This is a genomic window from Paraburkholderia kirstenboschensis (assembly GCF_032806925.1).
In the GTDB taxonomy this organism is placed as follows: domain Bacteria; phylum Pseudomonadota; class Gammaproteobacteria; order Burkholderiales; family Burkholderiaceae; genus Paraburkholderia; species Paraburkholderia kirstenboschensis.
Genome location: NZ_CP136513.1, coordinates 2,151,527 through 2,174,592, shown reverse-complemented (window position 1 = coordinate 2,174,592; position 23,066 = coordinate 2,151,527). Strand labels below are relative to the sequence as shown.

Genomic DNA, 23,066 nt, shown 5'->3' with positions numbered 1-23,066 from the left:
GTTCATCTGATCACCGGTGACTGATGCGACGACGCGCACTAAGCCAAACCGCTCAACCGGCCCACGAATAGCCGTTTGCGCTTTGAGATCCGGCTCAGGTCGCAGCCGAGTCCCACAGCCCAGGCAACGTGGTGGACGCGTCCGGCGCCGCGAGCCCGAAGTGCCGGTAAGTCAGCAGCGTGGCCACACGGCCGCGCGGCGTGCGTTGCAGGAAGCCTTGCTGGATCAGATACGGCTCGAGCACGTCTTCGATAGTGTCGCGTTCTTCGCCGATGGCCGCCGCAAGGTTGTCGACGCCGACCGGCCCGCCGTCGAACTTATGCAGAATCGCTTCCAGCAGCTTGCGGTCCATCAGGTCGAAGCCGACCGCGTCGACGTCGAGCATTCTGAGCGCCGCATCGGCGACTTGCGCGGTGATGTTGCCGTCGGCTTTAACTTCGGCGAAATCGCGCACGCGGCGCAGCAGCCGGTTGGCGATACGCGGTGTGCCGCGCGCGCGTTTGGCGATTTCGAACGCGCCGTCAGGATGAATCTGCGCATTCAGGAGCGAAGCCGAACGCGTCACGATGCGCGCGAGTTCCTCGGCGTTATAAAACTCCAACCGTGCAACGATGCCGAAGCGATCGCGCAGCGGATTGGTCAGCATGCCCGCGCGGGTGGTCGCACCGACCAGCGTGAACGGCTGCAAGTCCAGCTTGACGCTGCGCGCGGCCGGCCCTTCGCCGATCATGATGTCGATCTGATAATCCTCCAACGCGGGATACAAAATTTCTTCGACGACCGGCGAAAGCCGGTGAATTTCGTCGATGAACAACACGTCGTTGGCTTCGAGATTGGTCAGCAGCGCGGCCAGGTCGCCGGCGCGCTCCAGCACCGGCCCCGAGGTTTGTCGCAGATTCACGCCCATCTCCCGCGCGATGATGTGCGCGAGCGTGGTTTTGCCCAAGCCCGGCGGCCCAAACAGCAACACGTGGTCGAGCGATTCGGAGCGGCGCCTGGCGGCCTCAATGAAGATTTCAAGCTGGCCGCGCACTTTTTCCTGCCCGACATATTCTTCGAGCTGGCGCGGTCGCAACGCTCGTTCGAACGCTTCCTCGTTCGGCGAGACGGGCGTGGCCGCGATGATGCGCTCGGCGGCGAGTTTGTCGGTTTCGATCATGTGGTCATTGTACCGCGCGAGGGCGGTCGGGAAACCCGGCCGAATGGCCAAGGCGCCTCGACCTGACAGACGGCTTCACATCACGCGGGCATCTTTCCCTGAGCCCGGCGAGGCAGCCGCCGAGGGCCTCGGCTTCAAGCCTTGGACAACGCCTTGAGCGCGAGTTTGATGCCTTCTGAGACGCCGGTGCCGGCGGGCACGTTCTTGATTGCGGCCAACGCTTCTTTCTCCGAGTAGCCCAATGCGAGCAGCGCGTTGAGAATGTCGGACGCGTGATCCGATGCGGACGCCGCGCCGGCCATCGCGCCCAGGTCCGCGCCGAGCTTGCCTTTCAGTTCGAGCAGCAGCCGCTCCGCCGTCTTCTTGCCGATGCCCGGCACGCGCGTGAGGCGCGCGGCGTCCTGCAGCGTGACGGTCTGCGAAAGCTCGTGCACGCTCATGCCGGACAGCACGGCCAGCGCCATGCGCGCGCCGATGCCCGAGATCTTGAGCAACTCGCGGAAAGTGGAGCGTTCCTCGGTGGTGCCGAAGCCGTAGAGCAGATGCGCGTCTTCTCGCACGATCATTTGCGTGAGCAGCACCACGCGTTCGCCGGTGGACGGCAAGTTGTAGAACGTGCTCATCGGCACATCGACTTCGTAACCGACGCCGTTGCAGTCGACGAGCAGATGCGGCGGGTTTTTTTCCAGCAGAACGCCGGCAATGCGACCGATCATGGCGAGTTCAAATTCGAGAGAAAGGGCGAGTGTAGCGCAGGGCGTGTATGCCGCTTGAGGCCAGTCATCGCATCAGGCGAAAAAAGCGGCGGCAGACGGGCGGGGGGGACGGCACGGAAAGATCAGCCAACCAGACGTCCGCGTCTCACGCGTAATCCTTTCTTCGCGAGCGAAGGCGCGATGCCGCCGAGCGTGCTCAATGTCGTGCCGCCGTGCGCATGACATATGGCCATGCCGAGCGCGTCGGCGGCGTCGGTGCTCGGCACGCCCGAAAGATTGAGCAGGCGCACGACCATCTGCTGCATCTGCTCCTTGGTCGCGCGGCCATAACCGACTACGGCCTGCTTCAACTGCAGGGCAGTGTATTCGGCGACCGGCACGCCGCCCGCCACGAGTCCGCAGATGGCCGCGCCGCGCGCCTGGCCAAGCAGCAACGTGGATTGCGGATTGACGTTGACGAACACTTTTTCGATTGCCGATTGATCCGGCGAGTGCTGGCGAATCAGCGTCGAGATGCCCTCAAAGATAGTGCCGAGCCGCGACGGCAAATCGGCGTCCGCGGTCTTGATGATGCCGCTGGCGACATAGCTGAGTGTGTGACCGCTTTGATCGATCACGCCGAAGCCGGTCACGCGCAAGCCGGGGTCGATGCCGAGAATTCTCATGAAGTGCCGCAGATGCGGTTAAAACCAGGTGCCTGCGATACTACAACACACGCGCCGCGCGGCGGTCGGCATATGGCGAGGCAGGCGGAACAAAAACTGCTGCTTTCGACGCAGGGAGGCGATCGCACATGCAGCGCTATGGGAACAGGAGCGGGAAATCCGGCGTCGTGGCTTACGAAATCGGCGATAACTTCGTCGCCGCTCGCTTCGCGACGGGCGCGACCTACTGGTATTCGAAAAAGAGCGTCGGCGCGAAACATGTGATCGAACTCAAGCGCCTCGCGAAGCAAGGCGAGGGCCTTGGCACCTACATCAGCCAGCACCCGGAAGTGAGAGACGGCTACGAGCGCAAGGACCCCCCGGACTGACGACTAGGCTCGGCGTCGCGCGGTGTCCAAAAACAGAACGGCCCGGCGGAGAACTCCACCGGGCCGTTCTATCGGCTCCTATTGCGGATGTTGCAACAACACGCCGCTCGTCAGGCCGAATCAATGACGGAAATGACGCACGCCGGTCAACACCATCGCGATGTTGTGTTCGTCAGCGGCGCTAACCACTTCGTCGTCGCGCATCGAGCCGCCCGGTTGAATCACGCAGGTCGCGCCCGCTGCCACGACCACGTCGAGGCCATCGCGGAACGGAAAGAATGCGTCCGACGCGACCGCCGAGCCAGTCAGCTTCAAACCGGCGTTCTGCGCCTTGATGCTCGCGATGCGCGCCGAGTCCACACGGCTCATCTGCCCTGCGCCGACGCCGAGCGTCATGCCGTTGCCGCAGAACACGATCGCGTTCGACTTCACGTACTTCGCCACGCGCCATGCGAACAGCAGGTCGTCCATTTCCTTCGGCGTCGGATGACGCTTCGTGACCACGCGCAATTCGCGCGGCTGCACGTTCTTCGAGTCGAGTGATTGAACCAGCAGGCCGCCGCCCACGCGCTTCAGATCGAACGCGTTATGGCCTTCGCCCAGTGCGATTTCAAGCAAGCGCACATTCTGCTTTGCCGCGAAAACCTGGCGCGCTTCGGCACTGAACGACGGCGCGATCAGCACTTCGACGAACTGCTTGGCCACCGCTTGCGCCGCCGCTTCATCAACTTCGCGATTGAACGCGATGATGCCGCCGAACGCCGACGTCGGATCGGTCTGGAACGCCTTCGAATATGCTTCGTTCGCGTCCGCGCCGACCGCCACGCCGCACGGATTCGCGTGCTTGACGATCACGCAGGCCGGCACGTCGAAGGTCTTCACGCATTCCCACGCCGCGTCGGAATCGGCGATGTTGTTGTACGAGAGTTCCTTGCCTTGCAACTGATTGTAGTTCGCGAGCGCGCCGGCCGGAACCGACAGGTCGCGATAGAACGCGGCGCTCTGATGCGGGTTTTCGCCGTAGCGCAAATCCTGCACCTTGTCGAAGGCGAGGTTGAAGGTCGCCGGATAAGCGTTGCGCGACGCGTGCTGCAGTTCGTCGGTGAGGCTCGTCAGATAGTTCGTGATCGCGCCGTCGTACTGCGCGGTGTGTGCGAACACCTTGGTCGCGAGACGGAAGTTCGTTTTGTACGACACCGCATTGCTGTTCGCGCGCATTTCCTCGAGTACGACCGCGTAATCAGCCGGATCGACCACCACGGTCACGTCGCGATGATTCTTCGCGGCGGAGCGCAGCATGGTCGGGCCGCCAATGTCGATATTCTCGATCGCGTCTTCCAGCGAGCACTCTTCTTTCGACACCGTCTGCACGAACGGGTACAGGTTCACGACCAGCAGGTCGATGGTCGGAATGTCGTGCTTCTCAAGCGCCGCCATGTGTTCCGGCAGGTCGCGGCGCGCGAGAATGCCGCCGTGCACCTTCGGATGCAGCGTCTTCACGCGCCCGTCCAGCATTTCTGGGAAGCCCGTGTAGTCGGCGACTTCGGTGACGGAGAGGCCCGCGTCCGCGAGCAGTTTCGCGGTGCCGCCGGTCGACAGGATCTTGACGCCGAGGTCCGACAGCGACTTGGCGAAGTCGAGGATGCCGGACTTGTCGGAAACGGAGATGAGCGCTTGCTTGATCATGATGAAGACGAAAAGCCGAAGGGAAACGTGGCAGGGCGCGAGAAAACTACTTGGAGCTACAACAAACCGTGCTGTTGCAGCTTCTTGCGCAGCGTATTGCGGTTGATGCCGAGATACTCGGCGGCCAGCGACTGATTGCCGCCGGCCTGCTCGAGCACCACTTCGAGCAGGGGTTTTTCAACGCACGAGATCACCATGTCATACACGTCGTGCGGATTCGAGCCGTCGAGATCCTGGAAGTACACGCCCAGGCTGTCGCGGACAGATTGTTCGATATTGTTCTTGCTCATGCTGCCAGTCGGTCTGTGTGATCCTCGCCCTTGTTGTCGGGCCCGGAGTTGCCAACGGTTTCGTCGACGTAGACGAGGCGGTCGGAGATCGCCTTCTGTGCGTCGAAAAACTCGTTGACGGCGAGGAGTTGTTCGCGCGAGGTGTCCAGCGTATTCATGCGATGCCGGAACACGTTGGCGCCGGAAAGGCCGCGAGTGTACCAGCCGATGTGCTTGCGCGCAGTGCGAACGCCGGTAAATTCCCCGTAGAACTCGTAGTGATCTTCCAGGTGCTCGTTCATGACCTGCTGGATTTCGTCGATGCGCGGCGGCGGCAGCAACTCGCCCGTCTGCAGGAAATGCTCGATCTCGCGAAACAGCCACGGGCGACCCTGCGCGGCGCGGCCGATCATGATGGCGTCGGCGCCCGTCACGGCGAGCACGTGGCGTGCTTTTTCCGGCGACGTTATGTCGCCGTTGGCCACCACCGGAATGCGCACCGCCGCCTTTACCGCGGCGATCGTCTCGTATTCGGCGTCGCCGTGGTACAGGTCGGCGCGCGTGCGGCCGTGCACGGTCAGCATCGAGATGCCGGCGTCTTGCGCGAGGCGAGCGACGTTCAGCGCATTCCTGTTCTCGCGATTCCAGCCGGTGCGGATTTTCAGCGTGACCGGCACAGCGTCGGGACCGACGCCCACCGCGCCCACCACCGCCTCGACAATGCGCTGCACGAGCGGTTCGTTCTGCAACAGGGCCGAACCCGCCGCCACGTTGCACACCTTTTTGGCCGGACAGCCCATATTGATGTCGATGATCTGCGCGCCGTTCGCCACGTTGTAGCGGGCCGCTTCGGCCATCATGGCGGGATCGGCGCCGGCAATCTGCACGGCGATCGGCTCCACTTCGCCCGCGTGATTCGCGCGGCGCATGGTCTTCTCGCTTTTCCACAATTGCGCGTTCGACGCGACCATTTCGGACACCGCATAGCCCGCGCCCAGCCGCTTGCACAACTGCCGGAACGGACGGTCGGTCACGCCGGCCATGGGCGCGACGAACAGGTTATTACGCAGATTGTGCGAGCCGAGAGTGGGCATGACGTGGACGCGCGCGCGGCCGATTGCACAGTGTTGTCAATCTGAGCGTTCGCGAAATGCGAGGAAAACCGCTATTTTAGCGTTAACAGATAACCCGCACCGGACCGGCGCACGCCGTAACCCATTAAATCTTCTATGAAAGTGGTCGGCGTCATAGAGTTCCGGCTGCTCGCTGAACGCGGTTCGGGCCGCGAAAACGGGGCGAAAGCGGAGCCGACACGAGCCGCGCATAAACCGGCACACGAGCCGCGCGCCTTTCGCTCAGCGGCGCTGCCCGAACATCATCTGACGCGCGAGCGCGGTTTTCATCGGCGGCACGAATTCAAGCGCGGTCAGCGCGAGGCCGCGCATGATCGCGAGCGGCGCGAAGTCGACGGTGAAAAGGCGCGCGAGCGTGTCGGTCGCACCGATCGTCATGCGCCGGTCGAGCGCGCGGCGCTGTGCGAACGTCGCGAGCGCGAGCGGCGTGGGGCCTTCCGCCGACAACGCGTCGGCGAGCGCATGCGCGTCGCGCAAGCCGAGATTGAGCCCTTGTCCCGCGACCGGATGCAGCGTTTGCGCCGCATTGCCAATTGCGACGGCGCGACCCTTCACGAGCGTATCGACGGCGTTCAGCCCGAGCGGGAACGACGCGCGCCCCTTGATGTGCGTGAAGCGTCCCATGCGGCCGCCAAACGCGCTGCCGAGTTCGTGCAGGAAATCGTCGTCGGAGAGTTGCGCGCGGCGCGCGGCTTCGTCCGGCGAGCAGCACCACACGAGCGCGTAGTCCGCGCCGCGCACGCCGCCCATCGGCAGCAACGCGATCGGGCCTTCCGGCGTGAAGCGTTCCCACGCGACATGCGGCTGCGGCGCCGACACGGTCACCGTGCCGACCAGCGCTGTTTGCCCGTAGTCGCGCGTGCCCTGTTTGTCCGAGCGTTTGCCGGCGTGCTCGCCCGCGTCGTTCGGAGCCGATGTGCGCGTGTGCGTTTCGGGGTCGCGCCCGTCGTTCGCTTCTGCGTCGTTCTCTGTGCTTGCACCGATGGCCGCGGCTGCACGCCTCGTTGCGCCGCTGCGTCCGCCGTTGTGTCCGCCTTTTTGATCGCCGAACAGGCCACCTTCCGCATTCACCAGAATCCGTGTGCGCAAGCGGCGCGTGATGCCGGCGGTTTCGATCGGCAGCGTGACGCCGTCGTTTTCCTGAACGGGCGCGGCGGCGGAGGTCGAGCGGAACCAGTGCACCGGCGTCGCGTGCACCGCTTCGGCGAGGCCATGCACGATCGAGCCGTAGCGCAGCACGTAGCCGAGCGCCGGCAGGCCGTGCTCGCCGTGGTCGATCAGCGTGCGGCCGAAATGACCGCGCTGCGATACGTGGATGCGTTGGATCGCGGTGGCGTCGGCGGGCCAGCGCAGCGGCTCCAGAATCATGCGGCTGCCGTGCGAAACGGCGATCGCGCGCGGGTCGGCAATCGAGTCTTCGGGCTCGCGTGCGTCGACGAGGCCGACTTTGAGCGCGCGCGTCGCGCTGCGGCGGGCCAGCCAACCGGCAAGCGCGAGCCCCACCGGCCCGGCGCCCACGATCGTCACGTCGAAGTCGAATGTCTGATCGAGTGCGGCGGGCCTCAGGATCACCGTGGACGGGGAGACATCGTTCATTGCGGGTTACTTCCTTGTTTCATGAGCCGCGGGCGTCGCGCATCAACGCTTCGATCTCGTCGGCGGCGACCGGCACGTCGCGCGTCATCAGTTCACAGCCCGTGGGCGTGACGATCGCGTCGTCCTCGACGCGGATGCCGATGTTCCAGTAGCGCTCGGGCACGCCTTCGGCCGGGCGGATATACAAGCCGGGCTCGATGGTCAGCGTCATCGAAGCCTGCAACGTGCGCCAGGGCAGCGCGCCGGCTTCGTCGCGCGGCCCGCCGCGCTCGCGGTAGTCGCCCACATCGTGCACGTCCATGCCGAGCCAGTGGCCGGTGCGGTGCATATAGAACGGCGCGTAGGCGCGCTCGGCGATCACGTCGTCGACAGAAGCGAACTTGTTGCGCTCGACGATACCCGTGTCCAGCAAGCCTTGGGACAGCACGCGCACGGCGGCCTGATGCGGATCGTCGAAGCTGGCGCCGACGCGCGTGGCGTCGACGGCCGCCTGCTGCGCGGCCAGCACGATGTCGTACAGCTCGCGCTGCGCCGGCGTGAAGCGGCCGCTCGCCGGGAACGTGCGGGTGATGTCGGATGCGTAGCCGTCCAGTTCGCAGGCCGCGTCGATCAGGATGAGCTCGCCATCCTGCGCAATCGCGTTGCCGGCCGGATAGTGCAGCACGCACGCATTGGCGCCGGCCGCGACGATCGACGTATAGGCGGGCGCCTGCGCGCCGAATTTGCGGAACGTGTAGAGCAGTTCCGCTTCGAGTTCGTACTCGCGCACGCCGGGGCGGCACGCGGCCATCGCCCGGCGGTGCGCCTGCGCGGAGATTTGCCCGGCGCGGCGCATGATCGTCAGTTCGTGGTCGTCCTTGATGAGCCGCATGTCGTCGAGCAGCCGCACGAGATCGCGTGCCGCCATGGGCGCCGCGACGCCGCTGCGGCCTTGAGCGCGCACGGCCTCGAGCCAGCCGCGCACCTGGCCGTCCAGTTTCTCCGATGCGCCCAGCGCGTAGTGCAGCGACGGCTTGTCCGCGAGCAGCCTCGGCAGGTGCACGTCGATTTCGCCGACCGGAAAGGCGGCGTCGAATCCGAACGCCACGCGCGCGCCGTCGGGCCCGAAACGGAAGCCTTCCCACGTTTCACGCTCGATGTTTTTCTCGCGGCAGAACAGGATGGACGCGGGCTCGCCAGGTGCGGCGCTTGCGTCGAGCACGAGCAGCGCCTCGGGCTCGGTGAAGCCGGTCAAATAATAGAAGTAGCTGTCGTGCCGGTACGGATAATCCGCGTCCCGGTTGCGCAGCGCTTCGGGCGCAGTCGGCACGATGGCGACGCCGCCGCCCGCTGCGCGCAGCGCGGCGAGTACGCGCTCGCGGCGCGTGCGGTAGACGTCGATGGCGATGGTGGGTTCGGTCGGCTGGTTCATCGTGCGATTGTAGCGCCCAATGCATAGAGTCATTTTGTGCCGATGCCGGCGCCCAACGACCGGCGCGTTGGCCGTTCGGCCGGCTAGACGGCGCTCGTGCGGCGCGGCAATGTTGCAATCCATCCACAGCGAACGTGCATGCGGCTCGCAGAGAGCGCACGGGCCGCTCGCGCATGGCGCCAAGCACTTATACTTTCGCCGGATTCAGAAAAAGGCAGATGGCAATGATGAAACTCATCGGTTCGCTCGCCAGCCCGTTCGTGCGCAAAGCGCGCATCGTGCTGGCCGACAAGAAGATCGACTACGAGCTGGTGCCCGAGAACGTCTGGGCGCCGGATACCCGCATCCACACCTTCAATCCGCTCGGCAAGGTCCCGTGTCTCGTCATGGAAGACGGCGAAGCGGTGTTCGACTCGCGCGTGATCTGCGAGTACGTGGACACGCTGTCGCCGGTCGGCAAGCTGATTCCGCAATCGGGGCGCGAGCGCATCGAGGTGCGTTGCTGGGAAGCGCTCGCCGACGGCCTGCTGGACGCGGCCGTGCTGATCCGCCTTGAAAGCACGCAGCGCACGCCGGAGCAGCGGGTCGACGCGTGGGTGGCGCGGCAGCAGCGCAAGATCGACGAAGCGCTCGTCGCCATGTCTCAAGGCCTGGGCAGCAAGCCGTGGTGCGCGGGCAATCACTACACGCTCGCCGATATCGCCGTGGGTTGCGCGTTGGGCTATCTGGACTTCCGCATGCCGGAACTGAACTGGCGCGAGTCGCATCCGAATCTCGACAAGCATTTTCAGAAACTTTCGCTGCGCCAGTCGTTTATTGATACCGTGCCGGTCAACTGATTGAACCGATAAAGCATATTTGCACACGATTACAGCAAGTTTGCAAAATTGCGTTAATCGGTCTTTCAAAGTCATGAATTAATGCTTTCGTTTGTGGTAAAAAAGCGCCTCCCGTCAGGCGCTTTTTTTTCGTCTGCCGCGTGGGGCAATGGTTGTGCGGTCATATATTCGGCATGTTTTAGCGTCGAAAGCGGCCATTGCGAATGGGCGACGCCTTATGCGCGTCGTCAAAACGAATAACACCACAAAGAGACTTTCATGATGAAACCGTATCGTTTTGTTATTGCCGCTACCGTCTGCTCGCTGTTTGCCGCGTGCTCGAATGTCAGCAGCCTCGATCCGTCGGCGCTGATTCAATCCGGCCAGTTGGCCACGCAAGCGGCCACGCTTTCGGATGCCGACGTGCGCACGTTGACCGACAAATCGTGCGCGCAACTCGACAGCGAAAACACGATCGCACCCGCTAACAGCAAATACCAGAAGCGTTTAAACAAGATTGCCGCGCAATTGGGCGACAACATCAACGGCACGCCGGTGAATTACAAGGTGTACATGACGAAGGACGTCAACGCGTGGGCGATGGCTAACGGTTGCGTTCGCGTCTACAGCGGTTTGATGGACATGATGAACGACAACGAGGTACGCGGCGTGGTCGGCCATGAAATGGGCCACGTGGCGCTCGGCCATACGAAGAAGGCAATGCAGGTTGCGTATGCGACGTCAGCGGCGCGTTCGGTTGCTTCTTCGGCGGGTGGCGTTGCGGGCGCGCTGTCCGGCTCGCAATTGGGCGATTTCTCGGAAAAGCTGATTAACGCGCAATTCTCGCAAACGCAGGAAAGCGCAGCCGACGATTATTCGTTCGACTTGCAGAAAAAGAAAAATCTCGATCCGTCGGGTCTTGTCACGGCGTTCAACAAAATCGCGCAAATAGACGGCGAAAAATCGAGTATGTTGAGCTCCCACCCGGCGTCGCCTGCACGCGCGCAGCATATTCAGCAGCGCATTGCGTCGAATCAGTAACGCTTGCGTGGTTCAACAGTAACGCTCGCGTGGTTCAACAATAGCGCTTGCGTGGTTCATCAATAACGCTAGCGTGGTTCGATAAGCGCGCGCTTGCGGCCATGCCGCAGCGCGCGTTTTTATTGCTTATGCTTCACCGTTTCCGGATTTGCCGTTTCTCCCACGGATACGGCCCGGCCCGAATGCAAAGCCGAATGCGAGTAGTAGTAACGAAACGGCGAGCACCGTGTTATTGCCGCTCGTCACATACGGCGTACGGCCGGCCGTGCCTTGCACGGTCAAGTCGAGAGAACCGATCGTGTAGGGCGTGAGCCGTCCGAGCACCTTGCCGTCGGCGTCGATCGCAGCCGTCATGCCGGTGTTGGTCGCACGCAGCATCGGGCGGCCGGTTTCGAGCGAGCGCATGCGTGCTATCTGCAAGTGCTGGTCGAGCGCGATGGTGTCGCCGAACCACGCGAGATTGGTCGAGTTGATCAGCACGCCTGCCGGCGTATCGCTTTCGCGGATGGTTCGCGCAATCTCTTCGCCGAAAATGTCTTCGTAGCAGATGTCGACTGCGACCGGCTGGTTGTGCACGACGAACGGCTTTTGCACCGGACCGCCGCGCGCGAAGTCGCCGAGCGGAATGCTCATCAGGTTGACGAACCAGCGAAAGCCCCACGGCACGAACTCGCCAAACGGTACCAGGTGATGCTTGTCGTAGCGGTAGATGTCGCGTGTACCGGGCGTCACGCCGAACAGGCTGTTCGTGTAGTCGACCACGCGGCCTTCGGGCGTAACGGAGCCGCCGATTGCGCCAAACAGGATCGCGCTGCCAGTCGAGTCCGAGAAGCTGCGCACCGCCGAGGCGAACGGCGCCGGCAACTGCTGCGCCAGCACGGGAATGGCCGTCTCCGGCGTGACGATCAGGTCGGCGGGCTTCGAGGTGATCATCTGCTGATACTGGTCGATGGCGGCGCGCATGCCCGCTTCCTCGAACTTCATTTCCTGTTTGACGTCGCCCTGCAAGAGGCGCACGGTCAACGGCGCGTTGGCGGGAACCGTCCATTTGGCGAGCGGCAGCAACAGGCCCGCCGCGATCAGCGCCAGTGCGATGCCAGCCGGCGCGGCGATCCGCGCGCTGCCGCCGCGGGTATTTTGTCCGCTGGACGAAGCTTCGCGAGGCTCACGCGAACGGCGCAGCAGAGCAAGCAGCGCCTGCACGATCAACGCCGCTGCGAGCGCGAGCACCCAACCGACGCCGTACACGCCCGCGAGTGGCGCGAATCCGGCGAACGGGCCGTCGACTTGCGCATAGCCGCTAGCGAGCCACGGAAATCCGGTGAACACCGTGCCACGCAACCATTCGCCGATGGCCCATGCGCTGGCGAAGGCCAGCGCCCCATGCCATGTCGGCGAGAACGGCGTATCGGTGCTCGATGAGCCATTGCGGGCGTGACCGGCGCAGAACGACCAGACGCCCGCTGCCAAAGCGGGATACAGCGCGAGGTAAAGCGAAAACAGCACGAGCGCCGTGCCGGCAAGCGGCGCGGGCATGCCGCCGAAAAAATGCATGCTGACGTACAACCACCAGACGCCGCTCACGAAATTGCCGAAGCCGAAAGCGCCGCCTGTCAGCGCGGCGCTTTTCCAGCCGGTGGTGCGCGTCAGCCAGCCGAAGAAAAACACGAAGATGACGAGTTCTAGCCAGCCGCCGTGCGGCGTGGGCGCGAACGACAGCGTATTGGCCGCGCCTGCCGCCAGCGCGACGAGGTAATGCCAGCGAGGTAGCGTGCGCACCCGCGTGGGATTCGCGGCAGAAGCGCTCATGCCATGACGGGAGCGGGAAGTAATCGGGTCGGCCATTGTTGCGCGGTCGGCGTGAGAAGTTGCGAATGAAAAAGGTAGCGTGCGGAGCAGGGCGGCGCGTGCAGCGGCAGGCTGGACGTCAGAGCAGCCGGGCCGCTCAGGTCTGCACGTGCTGCGCTTCACGCTCGCGCTGACCGGCGAGCGGATCGCGCCGCACGAGCAGCATGTGAACCTGGCGGGCGTCGCCGCGCAGAATCTCGAAAATGAGGTCGTCGATGCGAACCTTCTCGCCGCGATGCGGCACGCGCCCGAAGTGATGCGTGACGAGTCCGCCGATCGTATCGACTTCTTCGTCCGGGTAGTGTGTGCCGAACGCTTCGTTGAACTGTTCGATCTCCGTCAGCGCCCGCACACGGAAGCGTCCGTCCGGCGAGGCGATGATGTTGCCGCTTTCCTCGTCGAAATCGTATTCGTCTTCAATATCGCCGACGATCTGTTCCAGCACGTCCTCGATGGTGATGAGACCGGCCACGCCGCCGTATTCGTCGACCACCACCGCGAGGTGATTGCGATTCACCCGGAAATCGTGCAGCAGCACGTTCAGGCGCTTTGATTCGGGGATAAAGACGGCGGGGCGCAACATGCCGCGCACATCGAACTCTTCTTCCGCGTAGTAGCGCAGCAGGTCTTTCGCCAGCAGCACGCCGATGATGTTGTCGCGATTGCCTTCATAGACCGGATAGCGCGAATGCGCTTTTTCCAGCACGTAAGGGATGAATTCGGCGGGATTGTCCGCGATGTTGATCGCGTCCATTTGCGCGCGCGGCACCATGATGTCGCGTGCGCTGAGTTCGGTGACCTGGAACACACCTTCGATCATCGACAGCGAGTCGGCGTCGATCAGGTTGCGCTCGTGCGCGTCCTGCAGAATTTCAAGAAGTTCGGCGCGCGAGTCGGGCTCGGGCGAGATGAAATCGGTAAGACGCTCGAGAAGTGAGCGTTTTTCCTGCGGTTTGTCGGTGTGGCGTCGACTGGGATACGTGTCGTTCATGGTAGTGCGCCCGGCAAGACTGGGCGCGCTGTTGCAGAGCATTAAGGATACACCAGGCACATGGCAGGACCGTGTCCCGCCGCACCTGGCGATGAATGAAACCGGGCTGACACCGGTGCGCCGCAAGGCGCGGTCCATGGGTCAATCCTAACTGATTACAGGGTGAAAAGCGTTTCGGAGCAAAAATCGGCGCGGCGCTTATTTACCCGCTTGCGGCTGCTTGCGTAGTTCATCGCCGGCAGAACCGGGCGCGTCACTGCCGGCCTGGCAGCGCTGGAGTAGCGCTTCCAGCGCCCGGTCCGGCATGCCGCTTTCGCGCAGCGCGTGAACCGTGCGGCTGACATACTCGAGTGTCGTGCCGTAGCGGCCGCGCGCGCAGCCGAACACCGTTTTGACAATCTCGTCGTCAAGCTTGCCGGTGTAACTCGGCACATCCCGGCGCATCACGAACGCGAGTGCGTCCACGCGCCGGCCGTCGGCGAGCACGCACGGCAGCCACGCTGGCCGGTACGAACCCATCGCCATTTCGCGGCGCCAGAGCGCTTCCAGATGCGGCATGGCGCCTTGCGCCGCCAGACGAAACGCAATGCCCGTGCAGGAGCCGCCGCGATCGAGCGCGAGCACGAGGCCCGGCTGTTCCGGCGTGCCCCGATTCACGCGCGACCAGAGATACAAGCCCCGGTGATAACCGTGCACCTTCGAGCGCGTGGCTTCGACGGTGGGCAAGCCGGGGTTCCAGATCAGCGAGCCATAGCCGAAAAGCCATAAATCGCTCTGTCGGTCCCAGTCGCGCAGCGTGCAATCGAGCGACGCGCGCAACTCCTCGTCCGTCAGCAGCCGCGACTCGCCGAGCGCGGGCGGATAGTCCGGGCAGGGCGTTCGGGCGTCGGCGTCAGAGGAAAATGAGCTCACGGTTCGGTCCGGGCGACGGTTAGCGATAAGGGTCAGGGAAGCCGAGCTTGCCGAGAATTTCGGTTTCGATCGCTTCCATTTCCTCGGCTTCTTCCTCGACTTCGTGGTCGTAGCCTTGGGCGTGGAGCGTGCCGTGCACGAGCAGATGCGCGTAGTGCGCGAGGAGCGGCTTGCCCTGCTCGGCGGCTTCTTTCTCGACGACGGGGCAGCACAAGATCAGGTCGCCCGTCACCGGATCGTCTTCCGATTCCGCGTACGCGAAAGTCAGCACATTGGTCGAATAGTCCTTGCCGCGATACGTGCGGTTCAGCGTCCGGCCTTCGTCCGCGTCGACGAAACGCACGGTCAGCTCGCCGTCCGCGAAAAGCGCGGCCTTGATCCAGCTGGCCACCGTGGCGCGAGGCAGCAGCGCCTTGTGTTCAGGCCACGTCCTGGCCGCGGGGAATTGCAGGTTCAGCGTCAGTTTCGGGGCGCGGCTCATGCTGGTTTGAAGTGATGCGTGAGGCGAGGCGCAAGAAGATGCGCGAAGCGATGTGCGAGTCGATCCGCAAAGCGATGCGCGAGTCGATCTCCAAAGCGATACGCGAGTCGATCGGCCGAACGCCGTGCACAGCGCTCAGCGCACTGCAGCGCGAAGCGCCGCGCAAAACGTTGCGCGACGCGGGGCGCGGAACGCAGCCGGCCCATAGGCCGCGCATTCAACGTGTTACGGGTTGCGTCGAGCCGCATTAGCGCGAATCCGCCGGGCTGGCAGTCTTCTGCGAATGCGCGTCGTATGCCTCGACAATTCGCGCGACGAGCGGATGCCGCACCACGTCCGCACTGGTGAAGCGGGTGAGCGCGATGCCGCGCACGTCGGACAGAACCTGCTGCGCTTCGATGAGCCCGCTCTTGTGCCCACGCGGCAAGTCGACCTGAGTCGTGTCGCCGGTCACCACGGCTTTCGAGCCGAAGCCGATCCGCGTGAGAAACATCTTCATCTGCTCGGGCGTGGTGTTCTGCGCCTCGTCCAGAATGATGAACGCGTGATTCAGCGTGCGGCCGCGCATGTACGCGAGCGGCGCGATTTCGATCATTTGCCGCTCGAACATCTTCGCGGTTTTGTCGAAGCCGAGCAGATCGTAGAGCGCGTCGTACAGCGGGCGCAGATACGGATCGACCTTCTGCGCGAGATCGCCCGGCAGGAAGCCGAGACGCTCGCCCGCTTCGACGGCCGGGCGCGTCAGAACGATGCGCTTGACCTGATCGCGCTCGAGCGCGTCAACCGCGCAGGCGACAGCGAGATAGGTCTTGCCCGTGCCGGCCGGACCGACGCCGAACGTAACGTCGTGGGAGACGATCTGCTTCAGATACTCGCGCTGTGCCGGCGTGCGGCCGCGCAGATCGGCGCGCCGCGTGTACAGTTTCGGGCCGAGCTCTTCGAGGTCGTCTTCGTCGCTGTCGGCGGGTTGGTCGAACGGATGGTCGGGATTGCCGGGAAAGCCCGGCTCGCCCGCTTCGTCGCCATTGCCGTTGCCGTTAGTGCGATGCCGCGCCGGGTGTCGGACTTCGACGAGCGCGAGTTGAATGTCGTCGACCGACAGCGGCTCGCGCGCGTTGTTGTAGAAGTTTTCGAGGGCGGTAAGCGCAAGCTTGGCGCCGCGCCCGCGAATCGTAATGCGATGTCCGCGGCGTTGCAGCGTCACGTCGAGCGCCTGCTCGATTTGCCGCAGGTTTTCGTCGAGCGGTCCGCAGAGGTTGGCGAGCCGCGCGTTGTCGTCGCGCGGAGCAGTGAATTCCAGATGCGGCTGAGTGGTTTTCAAGGCGGTGATTCGATCCTGTCGGTTTCAGTACTCGGGTGTGTCGTGCAGTGCGTCTCGCGGCGGGGCCGCGCCGCTGGGTCGGTTGTCAGTCGGTCAATGCGCGATGGCGCTGGCGCCGTCCGCTGCATGGTCGTGCACCAGCACGAGCTCCCCACGCAGTGAATGTGGGTACGCTTTGACGATTTTCACGTCGACCATCTGACCGGTCAGCCGCGCATGCGAAGCCAACGGCGCCGGAAAATTCACTACGCGGTTATTCTCCGTGCGGCCCGCGAGTTCGTTCGGATCCTTACGCGCCGGGCGTTCGACCAGAATGCGCTCCACCTTGCCGACCATCGAATCGCTGATGCGCTGCACGTTCTCTTCGATCGTGGCTTGCAGATGTTGCAGACGCCGGAGCTTCACTTCGCGCGGCGTGTCGTCATGCAGATTCGCAGCCGGCGTGCCAGGGCGCGGACTGTAGATGAACGAGAAGCTCGTGTCGTACTTCATCTCGTGTACGAGCGCCATCATCTTGTCGAAATCTTCTTCCGTCTCGCCGGGGAAGCCGACGATCATGTCCGTGGAAAGCGACAGATCCGGGCGGATAGCGCGCAACTTACGGATCACAGATTTGTATTCGAGCACGGTGTAGCCGCGTTTCATGGCCATCAGAATGCGGTCGGAGCCATGCTGCACCGGCAGATGCAGGTGACTCACGAGCTTGGGCACCTTCGCGTAAGTGTCGATCAGGCGCTGCGTGAATTCTTTTGGATGCGACGTGGTATAGCGAATCCGTTCGATTCCCGGAAGATCGGCGACGTATTCGATCAGCGTCGCAAAGTCGGCGATCTCCGACGAACCCAGCGTGAGCGCGCCACGATAGGCGTTCACGTTCTGGCCGAGCAGCGTGACTTCGCGCACGCCCTGGTCGGCGAGGCCCGCAATTTCGGTGAGCACGTCGTCGAGTGGGCGCGATACTTCTTCACCGCGCGTGTAGGGCACGACGCAATAGCTGCAGTACTTGCTGCAGCCTTCCATGATCGACACGAACGCGCTCGGACCGTCGACGCGTGCCGGCGGCAAATGGTCGAACTTTTCGATTTCCGGGAAAGTGATGTCGACCTGCGCGCGGCCGCTTTCACGGCGCTTGTCGATCATTTGCGGCAGACGGTGCAGCGTTTGCGGCCCGAACACCAGATCGACGTACGGCGCGCGAGCTACGATCGACGCGCCTTCCTGGCTCGCCACGCAGCCGCCCACGCCGATGATCAGGTTCGGGTTCGCTTCTTTCAGTTCGCGCACGCGGCCGAGGTCAGAGAACACTTTCTCCTGAGCTTTCTCGCGTACCGAGCAGGTGTTGAACAGAATGACGTCCGCGTCTTCCGGCGTGTCCGTCTTGATGAGCCCTTCAGCCGCGCCCAGTACGTCGACCATCTTGTCGGAGTCGTACTCGTTCATCTGGCAGCCAAAGGTCTTTACATAAACTTTCTTGGTCATCGAATTTCGCCGGTCGCAGTGGTTAATCTGGGGGCGTCGTATTAGGGGTCAAGGAGATGCGAAAACGTGCGCGAGGTCTCGGAACGGCCGGCACTTCAGCGGATTTGCGCGGGGCAAGACCGCCGTTCTGGTCATGTCTAGCCGCTCACTGCGCACGCTCGCAGCGTAACGCAACATTATAGCCCTTCGCCGAATACGGTTTGTCCGCCCGTTCCGGCGCGCGGCCCATCCGGCGGCAAGCCCAGCAGGCTTTCCAGTTCGTCGGACACCTGCGCGAAGCGCTCGCTGAGAAAATCGAGCAACACGCGCACGCGCGGTGCCATGAAACGGTTGCGGTGGTAGAGCGCGTGCAGCGGCGCGTGCGGATAGCGCCACTCGGGCAGCAGAATTTTTAGGCCGTCGGCGCGCAGATCCGCTTGCACGTCCCACATCGACTTGATCGCGATGCCGTAACCGCGCAGCGCCCATTCGCGGGCTACGGCGCCGTCGTTGGTCTCGCGCGCGGTTTCGAACGGCACCGTGTACTGCTGCACTTCGTCGCCGCGCGTGAAGCGCCATTCGTTCACCGGACCGGAGCCGGTGCTGAGCACGATGCAATCGAAATTGGCGAGATCGAACGGGTCTTTCGGCTCGCCCTTGCGTGCAATGTATTCCGGCGATGCGCACAGCACGCGCCGGTTGGGTGCCAGCTTGCGCGCCACCAGCGAACTGTCCTGCGGCACGCCGAAGCGGATCGCGAGATCGATGTCCTCCTGCACCAGGTTCGACAGCGAGTCCGATAGCGTCAGGGCGAACGTCACTTCCGGGTAGAGCGCGTTGAACTCGTCGAGCCAGTGCATCAGCAGATTGCGGCCGAAGTCCGACGTCGCCGAGACGCGCACCTTGCCGCGCACCACCCCTTGCCCCGCTTGCAGCGCGGCTTTTGCGTCGTCTAGCGACTGCAGCGCCTGGCGGCAGCAGTTCAAATAGAGGCGCCCTTCGTCGGTGAGTCGCAACTGGCGGGTGGTGCGCTCGAACAGCCGCGCTTTCAGGCCGGCTTCGAGTTTCGCGAGGCGCGCGCTTGCAGCCGCCGGTGTGAGCCCCATTTTGCGGCCAGCCGCGGACAGGCTGCCGTGCTGGGCGGCTTCTACAAAGAGGCGAATGTCGCCGAGATTATCCATTGCTTTCTTCAAATGGCATTTGAAAATGCTTCAAATGCTACGCCAATTATCAAATTGGCGCGTCGCGGCCACAATGCACATCTTGAAAACCCATGCGGCGCAGTTAGCCGGCCCAACCATGCAGCTGGATCACGCGACCATCGTCACAGCCGATCTCGATACAGCACGGCGTTTCTTCGTCGATGTAGTCGGCTTGACGCAAGGCGCGCGTCCGCCGTTTTCCGTCGGCGGTTATTGGCTGTATGCCAACGGGCGCCCGGTGATCCATCTGGTCGAGGCCACGGTGCCCGGCACCTCGGTCAGAGCCGCGCCGCGCATCGATCACATTGCGTTCCGTCTGGAAAGCGCCGCCGAATGGCAGGCGCTGCTCGCGCGCCTGCGGGCAACCGGCGTCGCCTATCAAACGGCGCAAGTGCCGCCGATGGGCCCGCAAGAAGCCGCCATGCAGATCTTCGTGGCGCTCGCGCCGGGCGTCGTCGTCGAGTTCGTGACGGCGCTGCATCACGCTCAACCGTAAAACCTGGAGAACAACAATGCCGATTCCATTACTCGCGCTCGCGATCAGCGCCTTCGCTATCGGGACGACCGAGTTCGTCATCATGGGCTTGCTGCCCGAGGTCGCGCGCGATCTCGCGGTGTCGATTCCGTCGGCGGGATTGCTGGTGAGCGGGTATGCGCTCGGCGTGGCGGTCGGCGCGCCGCTGCTCGCCGTCGTCACGAGCCGGATGCCGCGCAAGCTCGCGCTGCAGTTGCTGATGGGCGTTTTCATCGTCGGCAATACGTTGTGTGCGATTGCGTCCGATTATTCCGTGCTGATGATCGCGCGCGTGGTGACGTCGTTCGCGCACGGGTCGTTTTTCGGCATTGGCGCAGTGGTGGCCGCGTCGCTCGTGCCGAACGAGAAGCGCGCGAGCGCAATTGCGTTGATGTTCACCGGCCTTACGCTTGCCAACGTGCTCGGCGTGCCGTTCGGCACTTTCGTGGGCCAGGAGTTCGGCTGGCGCGCGGCCTTCTGGATTGTCAGCGGGTTCGGCGTGCTGTCGCTCGCGGGCGTGACAGCGCTCGTGCCCAATCGCCACGATTCGGGTCCTGCCAGTCTCGGTCATGAAGTGCGCGTGCTGAAGGACCCGCAAGTGTGGACCGCGCTGGCGATGACGGTGCTCGGCTTCGGCGGCGTATTCGTCGTGTTCACGTATATCGCGCCGATTCTGGAGCAGGTGAGCGGCTTCTCGCCGCGCGCCGTCACGCTGATTCTCGTGCTGTTCGGCGTGGGACTTACGATCGGCAACACGGTCGGCGGCAAGCTCGCGGACCGTGCGCTGATGCCCTCGTTGATGGGCATTCTCGCGGCGCTGGCGGTGGTGATGGCGATTTTCGCGCGCACCAGTCATTCGCAGGTGGCCGCGGCAATCACGGTGTTCGTGTGGGGCATTGCCGCCTTTGCGACCGTGCCGCCGTTGCAGATGCGCGTGGTCGAGAAGGCGGCCAAGGCGCCGAATCTCGCGTCGACCCTGAACATCGGCGCGTTCAACGTCGGCAATGCGGGCGGCGCGTGGCTCGGAGGTCTCGTGATCGATCACGGCCATTCGCTCGATACGTTGCCTTGGGTTGCGGCGGCAGTGAGCGTTGCGGCACTGTTGCTGACGTGGTTCGCATCGCGCATGGATCGGACGGCGCCGCGGTCGGTCATTCAACGCGATGTGGAAGTGCGCGAGCGGGCCTAAGTGCTCCGGGTGTGCAAGCGCCGTTGCCGTGAGGTTAATCGGCGGCCCTAACGAAAGTCGAAGCCGCGCGCATATGAAAAATCCGCACAAGCTTTGCGAGAAACGTCCTCCGCAATGCTGATAACAGTGTGAAGATAACTTCGTTGGGCACGGCGGGCCGCGATGCTATCTTGCTTCCACTAACCGCTTGCCCGCCGTCCGGCGGCGCTTCTGGAGGCAATCATGCATTCCCCGCTTGCTCTGGTTCGCGATCCCGCGGCTGATACCGATGCGCCGCCGCGTGCCGCTGAACCTTTCGATGCACTCGAACATCTCGTCGGCGTAAATCTCGCGCGCTTACGCGCCGAGCGCCAGTTGTCGCTCGATGCTCTGGCCCGCGCGTCAGGCGTGTCGCGCGCAATGCTCGCGCAGATCGAGTCGGCGCGCAGCGTGCCGTCGATCAAGGTGCTCTGCAAAGTGGCGGCCGCGTTGAAAGTGTCGGTCGCGGCTTTCCTGCGACGTCACGCGACCAACGGCTTCGAGCACTTGCCGGCGGAGCGCTCGTCGCGCGTCGTCAGTTCCAACGGACGCTATTCGGTTCGTCCGCTCTATCCCGACAACGAACCGACCGCTGCGGAATTTCACGAGTTGCGCATCGCGCCGTTGCACACGGAAGCCGGCACGCGTCGCGCGCCGGGCACGACGGTGAACCTCGTGGTCAGTGAGGGCACGCTCGAGGTGAGCGTGCACGATCAACGTCAGTTGCTTGCAACAGGCGACGCGATCGTGTTCGACGCCGATCAGCCGCATAGCCTGCGCAATCCCGGCGACACCGAAGCGCGCGCGTTTCGCGTGACGTTGAAGGCGGAGACGCCGCCGCGCTGGGACGTACCCGCGCAGCCTGACACGGCGCGCGAAGCCGCGCCGGTTTGATCGAACGCGCCGGGGTGGAGTCGGCTCGCCTGTCAGCATGTCGAAGTTTGAGACGTGGGTGAGCATGACGCACGACCGCGAATCCCGTTGCGCAGTAGGGTTGCGCTGCAACTCGCGCGCGACTGTTGTATGCTTGGCCCGCCGGTTCTCCGGCAATCAGTGCGTCTTCAGGGCGGGGTGAAATTCCCCACCGGCGGTATGCCGGCAACGCGAAAGCGTGAGCCGGCGAGCCCGCGAGCGCCCGCAGTTGTCCGGCTTTCAGCAAAATCGGGAAGCCGCCGCGGGGTCAGCAGATCTGGTGAGAAGCCAGAGCCGACGGTCACAGTCCGGATGGAAGAAGATGTGCAGATAGTCATGTTCGTCTCCGTGGCGCTGCTCGCAGGTTCGGGCGGTGCATGAATGCCGCCTCGACTATGCAGAGGCGCTTCGCGGCGCGTCTTTGTCTGTTTGCAATGCCCTGAAACGTTTTTCGCCCCACTTTTGCGATGAGCGTTTCAACTATGTCCTTTGCTACTTTTCCTGCTCCGTCGACGATTGCGGACGATGCATCCGCCGATCTCCCGCTGCTCGGCACCGAACCCGTTCCGCCGCGTATCGCCGCCGCGCTGCAAGCAATGCGCGATGGCCGCGCCGTCGTGCTGCAAGACGACGATGACCGCGAGAACGAGGCCGATCTGATCGTATCCGCCGAGCGTCTTTCCGTCGAAACGATGGCACTGCTGATTCGCGAATGCAGCGGCATCGTCTGTTTGTGCCTGCCCGACGAGAAGATCCGCGCGCTCGAACTTCCGCCGATGGCCACCAACAACGAAAGCCGTCATGGCACGGCGTTCACGGTTTCGATCGAAGCACGCGAAGGCGTGACGACCGGCGTGTCCGCACTCGACCGCGTAACGACCATTCGCGCCGCAATTGCCGATACGGCGAAGCCCGGCGACATCGTGAGCCCCGGACACGTGTTTCCGTTGCGCGCAATGCCGGGCGGCGTGCTTGCGCGGCGCGGCCATACGGAGGGCACGGTGGATCTCGCGATTCTCGCGGGCCTGAAGCCGGCCGGCGTACTGTGCGAATTGATGAACGCCGACGGCACGATGACGCGCGGCGCGGACGTCGAACGCTTCGCCGCGCAACACAATTTGCCGATGCTGACGATCGCCGAGCTGGCCGAGTTCCGTCGCGCGTTGGCCGAGGCGCGTGAATGCGTCGAGCAGGAAGCGTGAACCTAGGGGTGTAATTCGGCGCTGCGCGCGCCGGATCAACGCGCTGTTCGACGTCGCTCTATGACGGGCTTTTTCTGGTCTGTTGCAGTGCGTTGCTTGAATGCGTCTTCAACGCAGCACGTTGGGCTCGAAGCACGAGGTCGATGCGCATACAGG

At 63.8% G+C, this 23,066-nt stretch carries 22 protein-coding genes and 1 riboswitch; of the genes, 7 read left to right on the top strand and 15 right to left on the bottom strand.

The window, feature by feature from the left end; translation table 11 throughout:
• Window positions 1-94: 94 nt before the first annotated feature.
• The 3 genes from ruvB to ruvC all read right to left on the bottom strand — a co-directional run bounded on the left by ruvB (window position 95) and on the right by ruvC (window position 2,540).
• Window positions 95-1,159: a Holliday junction branch migration DNA helicase RuvB gene (gene ruvB, locus RW095_RS32370; RefSeq protein ID WP_317020020.1), complete on the bottom strand. Its 1,065-nt coding sequence runs from the start codon at window positions 1,157-1,159 to the stop codon at window positions 95-97.
• A gap of 134 nt (window positions 1,160-1,293) precedes the next feature.
• Window positions 1,294-1,875 (bottom strand): Holliday junction branch migration protein RuvA, encoded by a 582-nt coding sequence (ruvA, locus tag RW095_RS32365; RefSeq protein ID WP_020069298.1) that lies wholly within the window; start codon window positions 1,873-1,875, stop codon window positions 1,294-1,296.
• Window positions 1,876-1,997: 122 nt separating this feature from the next.
• Window positions 1,998-2,540, bottom strand: coding sequence for a crossover junction endodeoxyribonuclease RuvC (gene ruvC, locus RW095_RS32360; protein ID WP_020069297.1), 543 nt, complete (start codon window positions 2,538-2,540; stop codon window positions 1,998-2,000).
• 128 nt (window positions 2,541-2,668) lie between these two features.
• On the opposite strand from ruvC, the gene RW095_RS32355 reads away from it, so the two are divergent.
• Window positions 2,669-2,908, top strand: coding sequence for a hypothetical protein (locus tag RW095_RS32355; protein WP_317020019.1), 240 nt, complete (start codon window positions 2,669-2,671; stop codon window positions 2,906-2,908).
• Between the two features lie 120 nt (window positions 2,909-3,028).
• Here the strand turns inward: RW095_RS32355 and purH are convergent, their stop codons facing one another.
• The 5 genes from purH to RW095_RS32330 all read right to left on the bottom strand — a co-directional run bounded on the left by purH (window position 3,029) and on the right by RW095_RS32330 (window position 9,003).
• Window positions 3,029-4,594 carry a bifunctional phosphoribosylaminoimidazolecarboxamide formyltransferase/IMP cyclohydrolase gene (gene purH / locus RW095_RS32350; RefSeq protein WP_128595811.1) on the bottom strand — a complete coding sequence of 522 codons (1,566 nt, stop codon included), beginning with the start codon at window positions 4,592-4,594 and terminating at the stop codon, window positions 3,029-3,031.
• Window positions 4,595-4,650: 56 nt separating this feature from the next.
• The gene (locus RW095_RS32345) at window positions 4,651-4,884 is read right to left on the bottom strand and encodes a Fis family transcriptional regulator (protein WP_020069294.1); all 234 of its coding nucleotides are present in this window, start codon (window positions 4,882-4,884) and stop codon (window positions 4,651-4,653) included.
• The gene (dusB, locus tag RW095_RS32340) at window positions 4,881-5,957 is read right to left on the bottom strand and encodes a tRNA dihydrouridine synthase DusB (protein WP_128590263.1); all 1,077 of its coding nucleotides are present in this window, start codon (window positions 5,955-5,957) and stop codon (window positions 4,881-4,883) included. The genes RW095_RS32345 and dusB overlap by 4 nt, the downstream gene beginning before the upstream one ends.
• Window positions 5,958-6,218: 261 nt before the next feature.
• The gene (locus RW095_RS32335; protein WP_317020018.1) at window positions 6,219-7,592 is read right to left on the bottom strand and encodes a UbiH/UbiF/VisC/COQ6 family ubiquinone biosynthesis hydroxylase; all 1,374 of its coding nucleotides are present in this window, start codon (window positions 7,590-7,592) and stop codon (window positions 6,219-6,221) included.
• Window positions 7,593-7,611: 19 nt separating this feature from the next.
• Window positions 7,612-9,003 carry an aminopeptidase P N-terminal domain-containing protein gene (locus RW095_RS32330; RefSeq protein WP_317020017.1) on the bottom strand — a complete coding sequence of 464 codons (1,392 nt, stop codon included), beginning with the start codon at window positions 9,001-9,003 and terminating at the stop codon, window positions 7,612-7,614.
• 218 nt (window positions 9,004-9,221) lie between these two features.
• Here RW095_RS32330 and RW095_RS32325 point away from each other — a divergent pair, with 218 nt between their 5' ends.
• The gene (locus tag RW095_RS32325) at window positions 9,222-9,842 is read left to right on the top strand and encodes a glutathione S-transferase C-terminal domain-containing protein (protein WP_317020016.1); all 621 of its coding nucleotides are present in this window, start codon (window positions 9,222-9,224) and stop codon (window positions 9,840-9,842) included.
• Window positions 9,843-10,103: 261 nt separating this feature from the next.
• Entirely contained in the window at window positions 10,104-10,862 is a 759-nt protein-coding gene (gene loiP, locus RW095_RS32320; protein ID WP_317022754.1) for a metalloprotease LoiP, read from the top strand.
• Between the two features lie 126 nt (window positions 10,863-10,988).
• Here loiP and lnt read toward each other — a convergent pair whose 3' ends face one another.
• From lnt to RW095_RS32285, 7 genes are all read right to left on the bottom strand, one after another.
• Window positions 10,989-12,707 (bottom strand): apolipoprotein N-acyltransferase, encoded by a 1,719-nt coding sequence (lnt, locus tag RW095_RS32315; RefSeq protein WP_317020015.1) that lies wholly within the window; start codon window positions 12,705-12,707, stop codon window positions 10,989-10,991.
• 100 nt (window positions 12,708-12,807) lie between these two features.
• Window positions 12,808-13,701: an HlyC/CorC family transporter gene (locus RW095_RS32310; RefSeq protein WP_027778836.1), complete on the bottom strand. Its 894-nt coding sequence runs from the start codon at window positions 13,699-13,701 to the stop codon at window positions 12,808-12,810.
• Between the two features lie 198 nt (window positions 13,702-13,899).
• Window positions 13,900-14,613, bottom strand: a complete 714-nt coding sequence (locus tag RW095_RS32305; protein ID WP_317020014.1) for a gamma-glutamylcyclotransferase — start codon at window positions 14,611-14,613, stop codon at window positions 13,900-13,902.
• Window positions 14,614-14,632: 19 nt separating this feature from the next.
• Window positions 14,633-15,094 carry an rRNA maturation RNase YbeY gene (gene ybeY / locus RW095_RS32300; RefSeq protein ID WP_317020013.1) on the bottom strand — a complete coding sequence of 154 codons (462 nt, stop codon included), beginning with the start codon at window positions 15,092-15,094 and terminating at the stop codon, window positions 14,633-14,635.
• Window positions 15,095-15,341: 247 nt separating this feature from the next.
• The gene (locus RW095_RS32295) at window positions 15,342-16,415 is read right to left on the bottom strand and encodes a PhoH family protein (protein WP_317020012.1); all 1,074 of its coding nucleotides are present in this window, start codon (window positions 16,413-16,415) and stop codon (window positions 15,342-15,344) included.
• Window positions 16,416-16,508: 93 nt separating this feature from the next.
• Entirely contained in the window at window positions 16,509-17,894 is a 1,386-nt protein-coding gene (gene miaB, locus RW095_RS32290) for a tRNA (N6-isopentenyl adenosine(37)-C2)-methylthiotransferase MiaB (RefSeq protein WP_317020011.1), read from the bottom strand.
• 176 nt (window positions 17,895-18,070) lie between these two features.
• A complete protein-coding gene (locus RW095_RS32285) occupies window positions 18,071-19,054 on the bottom strand; it encodes a LysR family transcriptional regulator (RefSeq protein WP_317020010.1) in 984 nt (327 codons plus the stop codon).
• A gap of 118 nt (window positions 19,055-19,172) precedes the next feature.
• Between RW095_RS32285 and RW095_RS32280 the strand changes: the two genes are divergently transcribed.
• From RW095_RS32280 to ribB, 4 genes are all read left to right on the top strand, one after another.
• A complete protein-coding gene (locus tag RW095_RS32280) occupies window positions 19,173-19,571 on the top strand; it encodes a VOC family protein (protein WP_317020009.1) in 399 nt (132 codons plus the stop codon).
• Window positions 19,572-19,587: 16 nt separating this feature from the next.
• A complete protein-coding gene (locus RW095_RS32275; protein ID WP_317020008.1) occupies window positions 19,588-20,778 on the top strand; it encodes an MFS transporter in 1,191 nt (396 codons plus the stop codon).
• A gap of 222 nt (window positions 20,779-21,000) precedes the next feature.
• Entirely contained in the window at window positions 21,001-21,690 is a 690-nt protein-coding gene (locus RW095_RS32270) for a helix-turn-helix domain-containing protein (protein ID WP_317020007.1), read from the top strand.
• A 159-nt stretch (window positions 21,691-21,849) separates the two neighbouring features.
• Window positions 21,850-22,036: riboswitch (FMN riboswitch) on the top strand.
• Between the two features lie 154 nt (window positions 22,037-22,190).
• Entirely contained in the window at window positions 22,191-22,910 is a 720-nt protein-coding gene (ribB, locus tag RW095_RS32265; protein ID WP_317020006.1) for a 3,4-dihydroxy-2-butanone-4-phosphate synthase, read from the top strand.
• Window positions 22,911-23,066: the final 156 nt, after the last annotated feature.

Coding starts and splice junctions, on each gene's coding strand:
- RW095_RS32335 (WP_317020018.1), bottom strand. CDS start 7,592: ATGAACGATGTCTCCCCGTCCACGGTGATCCTGAGGCCCGCCGCACTC.
- RW095_RS32330 (WP_317020017.1), bottom strand. CDS start 9,003: ATGAACCAGCCGACCGAACCCACCATCGCCATCGACGTCTACCGCACG.
- ybeY (WP_317020013.1), bottom strand. CDS start 15,094: ATGAGCCGCGCCCCGAAACTGACGCTGAACCTGCAATTCCCCGCGGCC.
- lnt (WP_317020015.1), bottom strand. CDS start 12,707: ATGGCCGACCCGATTACTTCCCGCTCCCGTCATGGCATGAGCGCTTCT.
- ruvB (WP_317020020.1), bottom strand. CDS start 1,159: ATGATCGAAACCGACAAACTCGCCGCCGAGCGCATCATCGCGGCCACG.
- purH (WP_128595811.1), bottom strand. CDS start 4,594: ATGATCAAGCAAGCGCTCATCTCCGTTTCCGACAAGTCCGGCATCCTC.
- miaB (WP_317020011.1), bottom strand. CDS start 17,894: ATGACCAAGAAAGTTTATGTAAAGACCTTTGGCTGCCAGATGAACGAG.
- RW095_RS32275 (WP_317020008.1), top strand. CDS start 19,588: ATGCCGATTCCATTACTCGCGCTCGCGATCAGCGCCTTCGCTATCGGG.
- dusB (WP_128590263.1), bottom strand. CDS start 5,957: ATGCCCACTCTCGGCTCGCACAATCTGCGTAATAACCTGTTCGTCGCG.
- RW095_RS32280 (WP_317020009.1), top strand. CDS start 19,173: ATGCAGCTGGATCACGCGACCATCGTCACAGCCGATCTCGATACAGCA.
- RW095_RS32285 (WP_317020010.1), bottom strand. CDS start 19,054: ATGGATAATCTCGGCGACATTCGCCTCTTTGTAGAAGCCGCCCAGCAC.
- ribB (WP_317020006.1), top strand. CDS start 22,191: ATGTCCTTTGCTACTTTTCCTGCTCCGTCGACGATTGCGGACGATGCA.
- RW095_RS32345 (WP_020069294.1), bottom strand. CDS start 4,884: ATGAGCAAGAACAATATCGAACAATCTGTCCGCGACAGCCTGGGCGTG.
- loiP (WP_317022754.1), top strand. CDS start 10,104: ATGAAACCGTATCGTTTTGTTATTGCCGCTACCGTCTGCTCGCTGTTT.
- RW095_RS32355 (WP_317020019.1), top strand. CDS start 2,669: ATGCAGCGCTATGGGAACAGGAGCGGGAAATCCGGCGTCGTGGCTTAC.
- RW095_RS32310 (WP_027778836.1), bottom strand. CDS start 13,701: ATGAACGACACGTATCCCAGTCGACGCCACACCGACAAACCGCAGGAA.
- ruvC (WP_020069297.1), bottom strand. CDS start 2,540: ATGAGAATTCTCGGCATCGACCCCGGCTTGCGCGTGACCGGCTTCGGC.
- RW095_RS32270 (WP_317020007.1), top strand. CDS start 21,001: ATGCATTCCCCGCTTGCTCTGGTTCGCGATCCCGCGGCTGATACCGAT.
- ruvA (WP_020069298.1), bottom strand. CDS start 1,875: ATGATCGGTCGCATTGCCGGCGTTCTGCTGGAAAAAAACCCGCCGCAT.
- RW095_RS32325 (WP_317020016.1), top strand. CDS start 9,222: ATGGCAATGATGAAACTCATCGGTTCGCTCGCCAGCCCGTTCGTGCGC.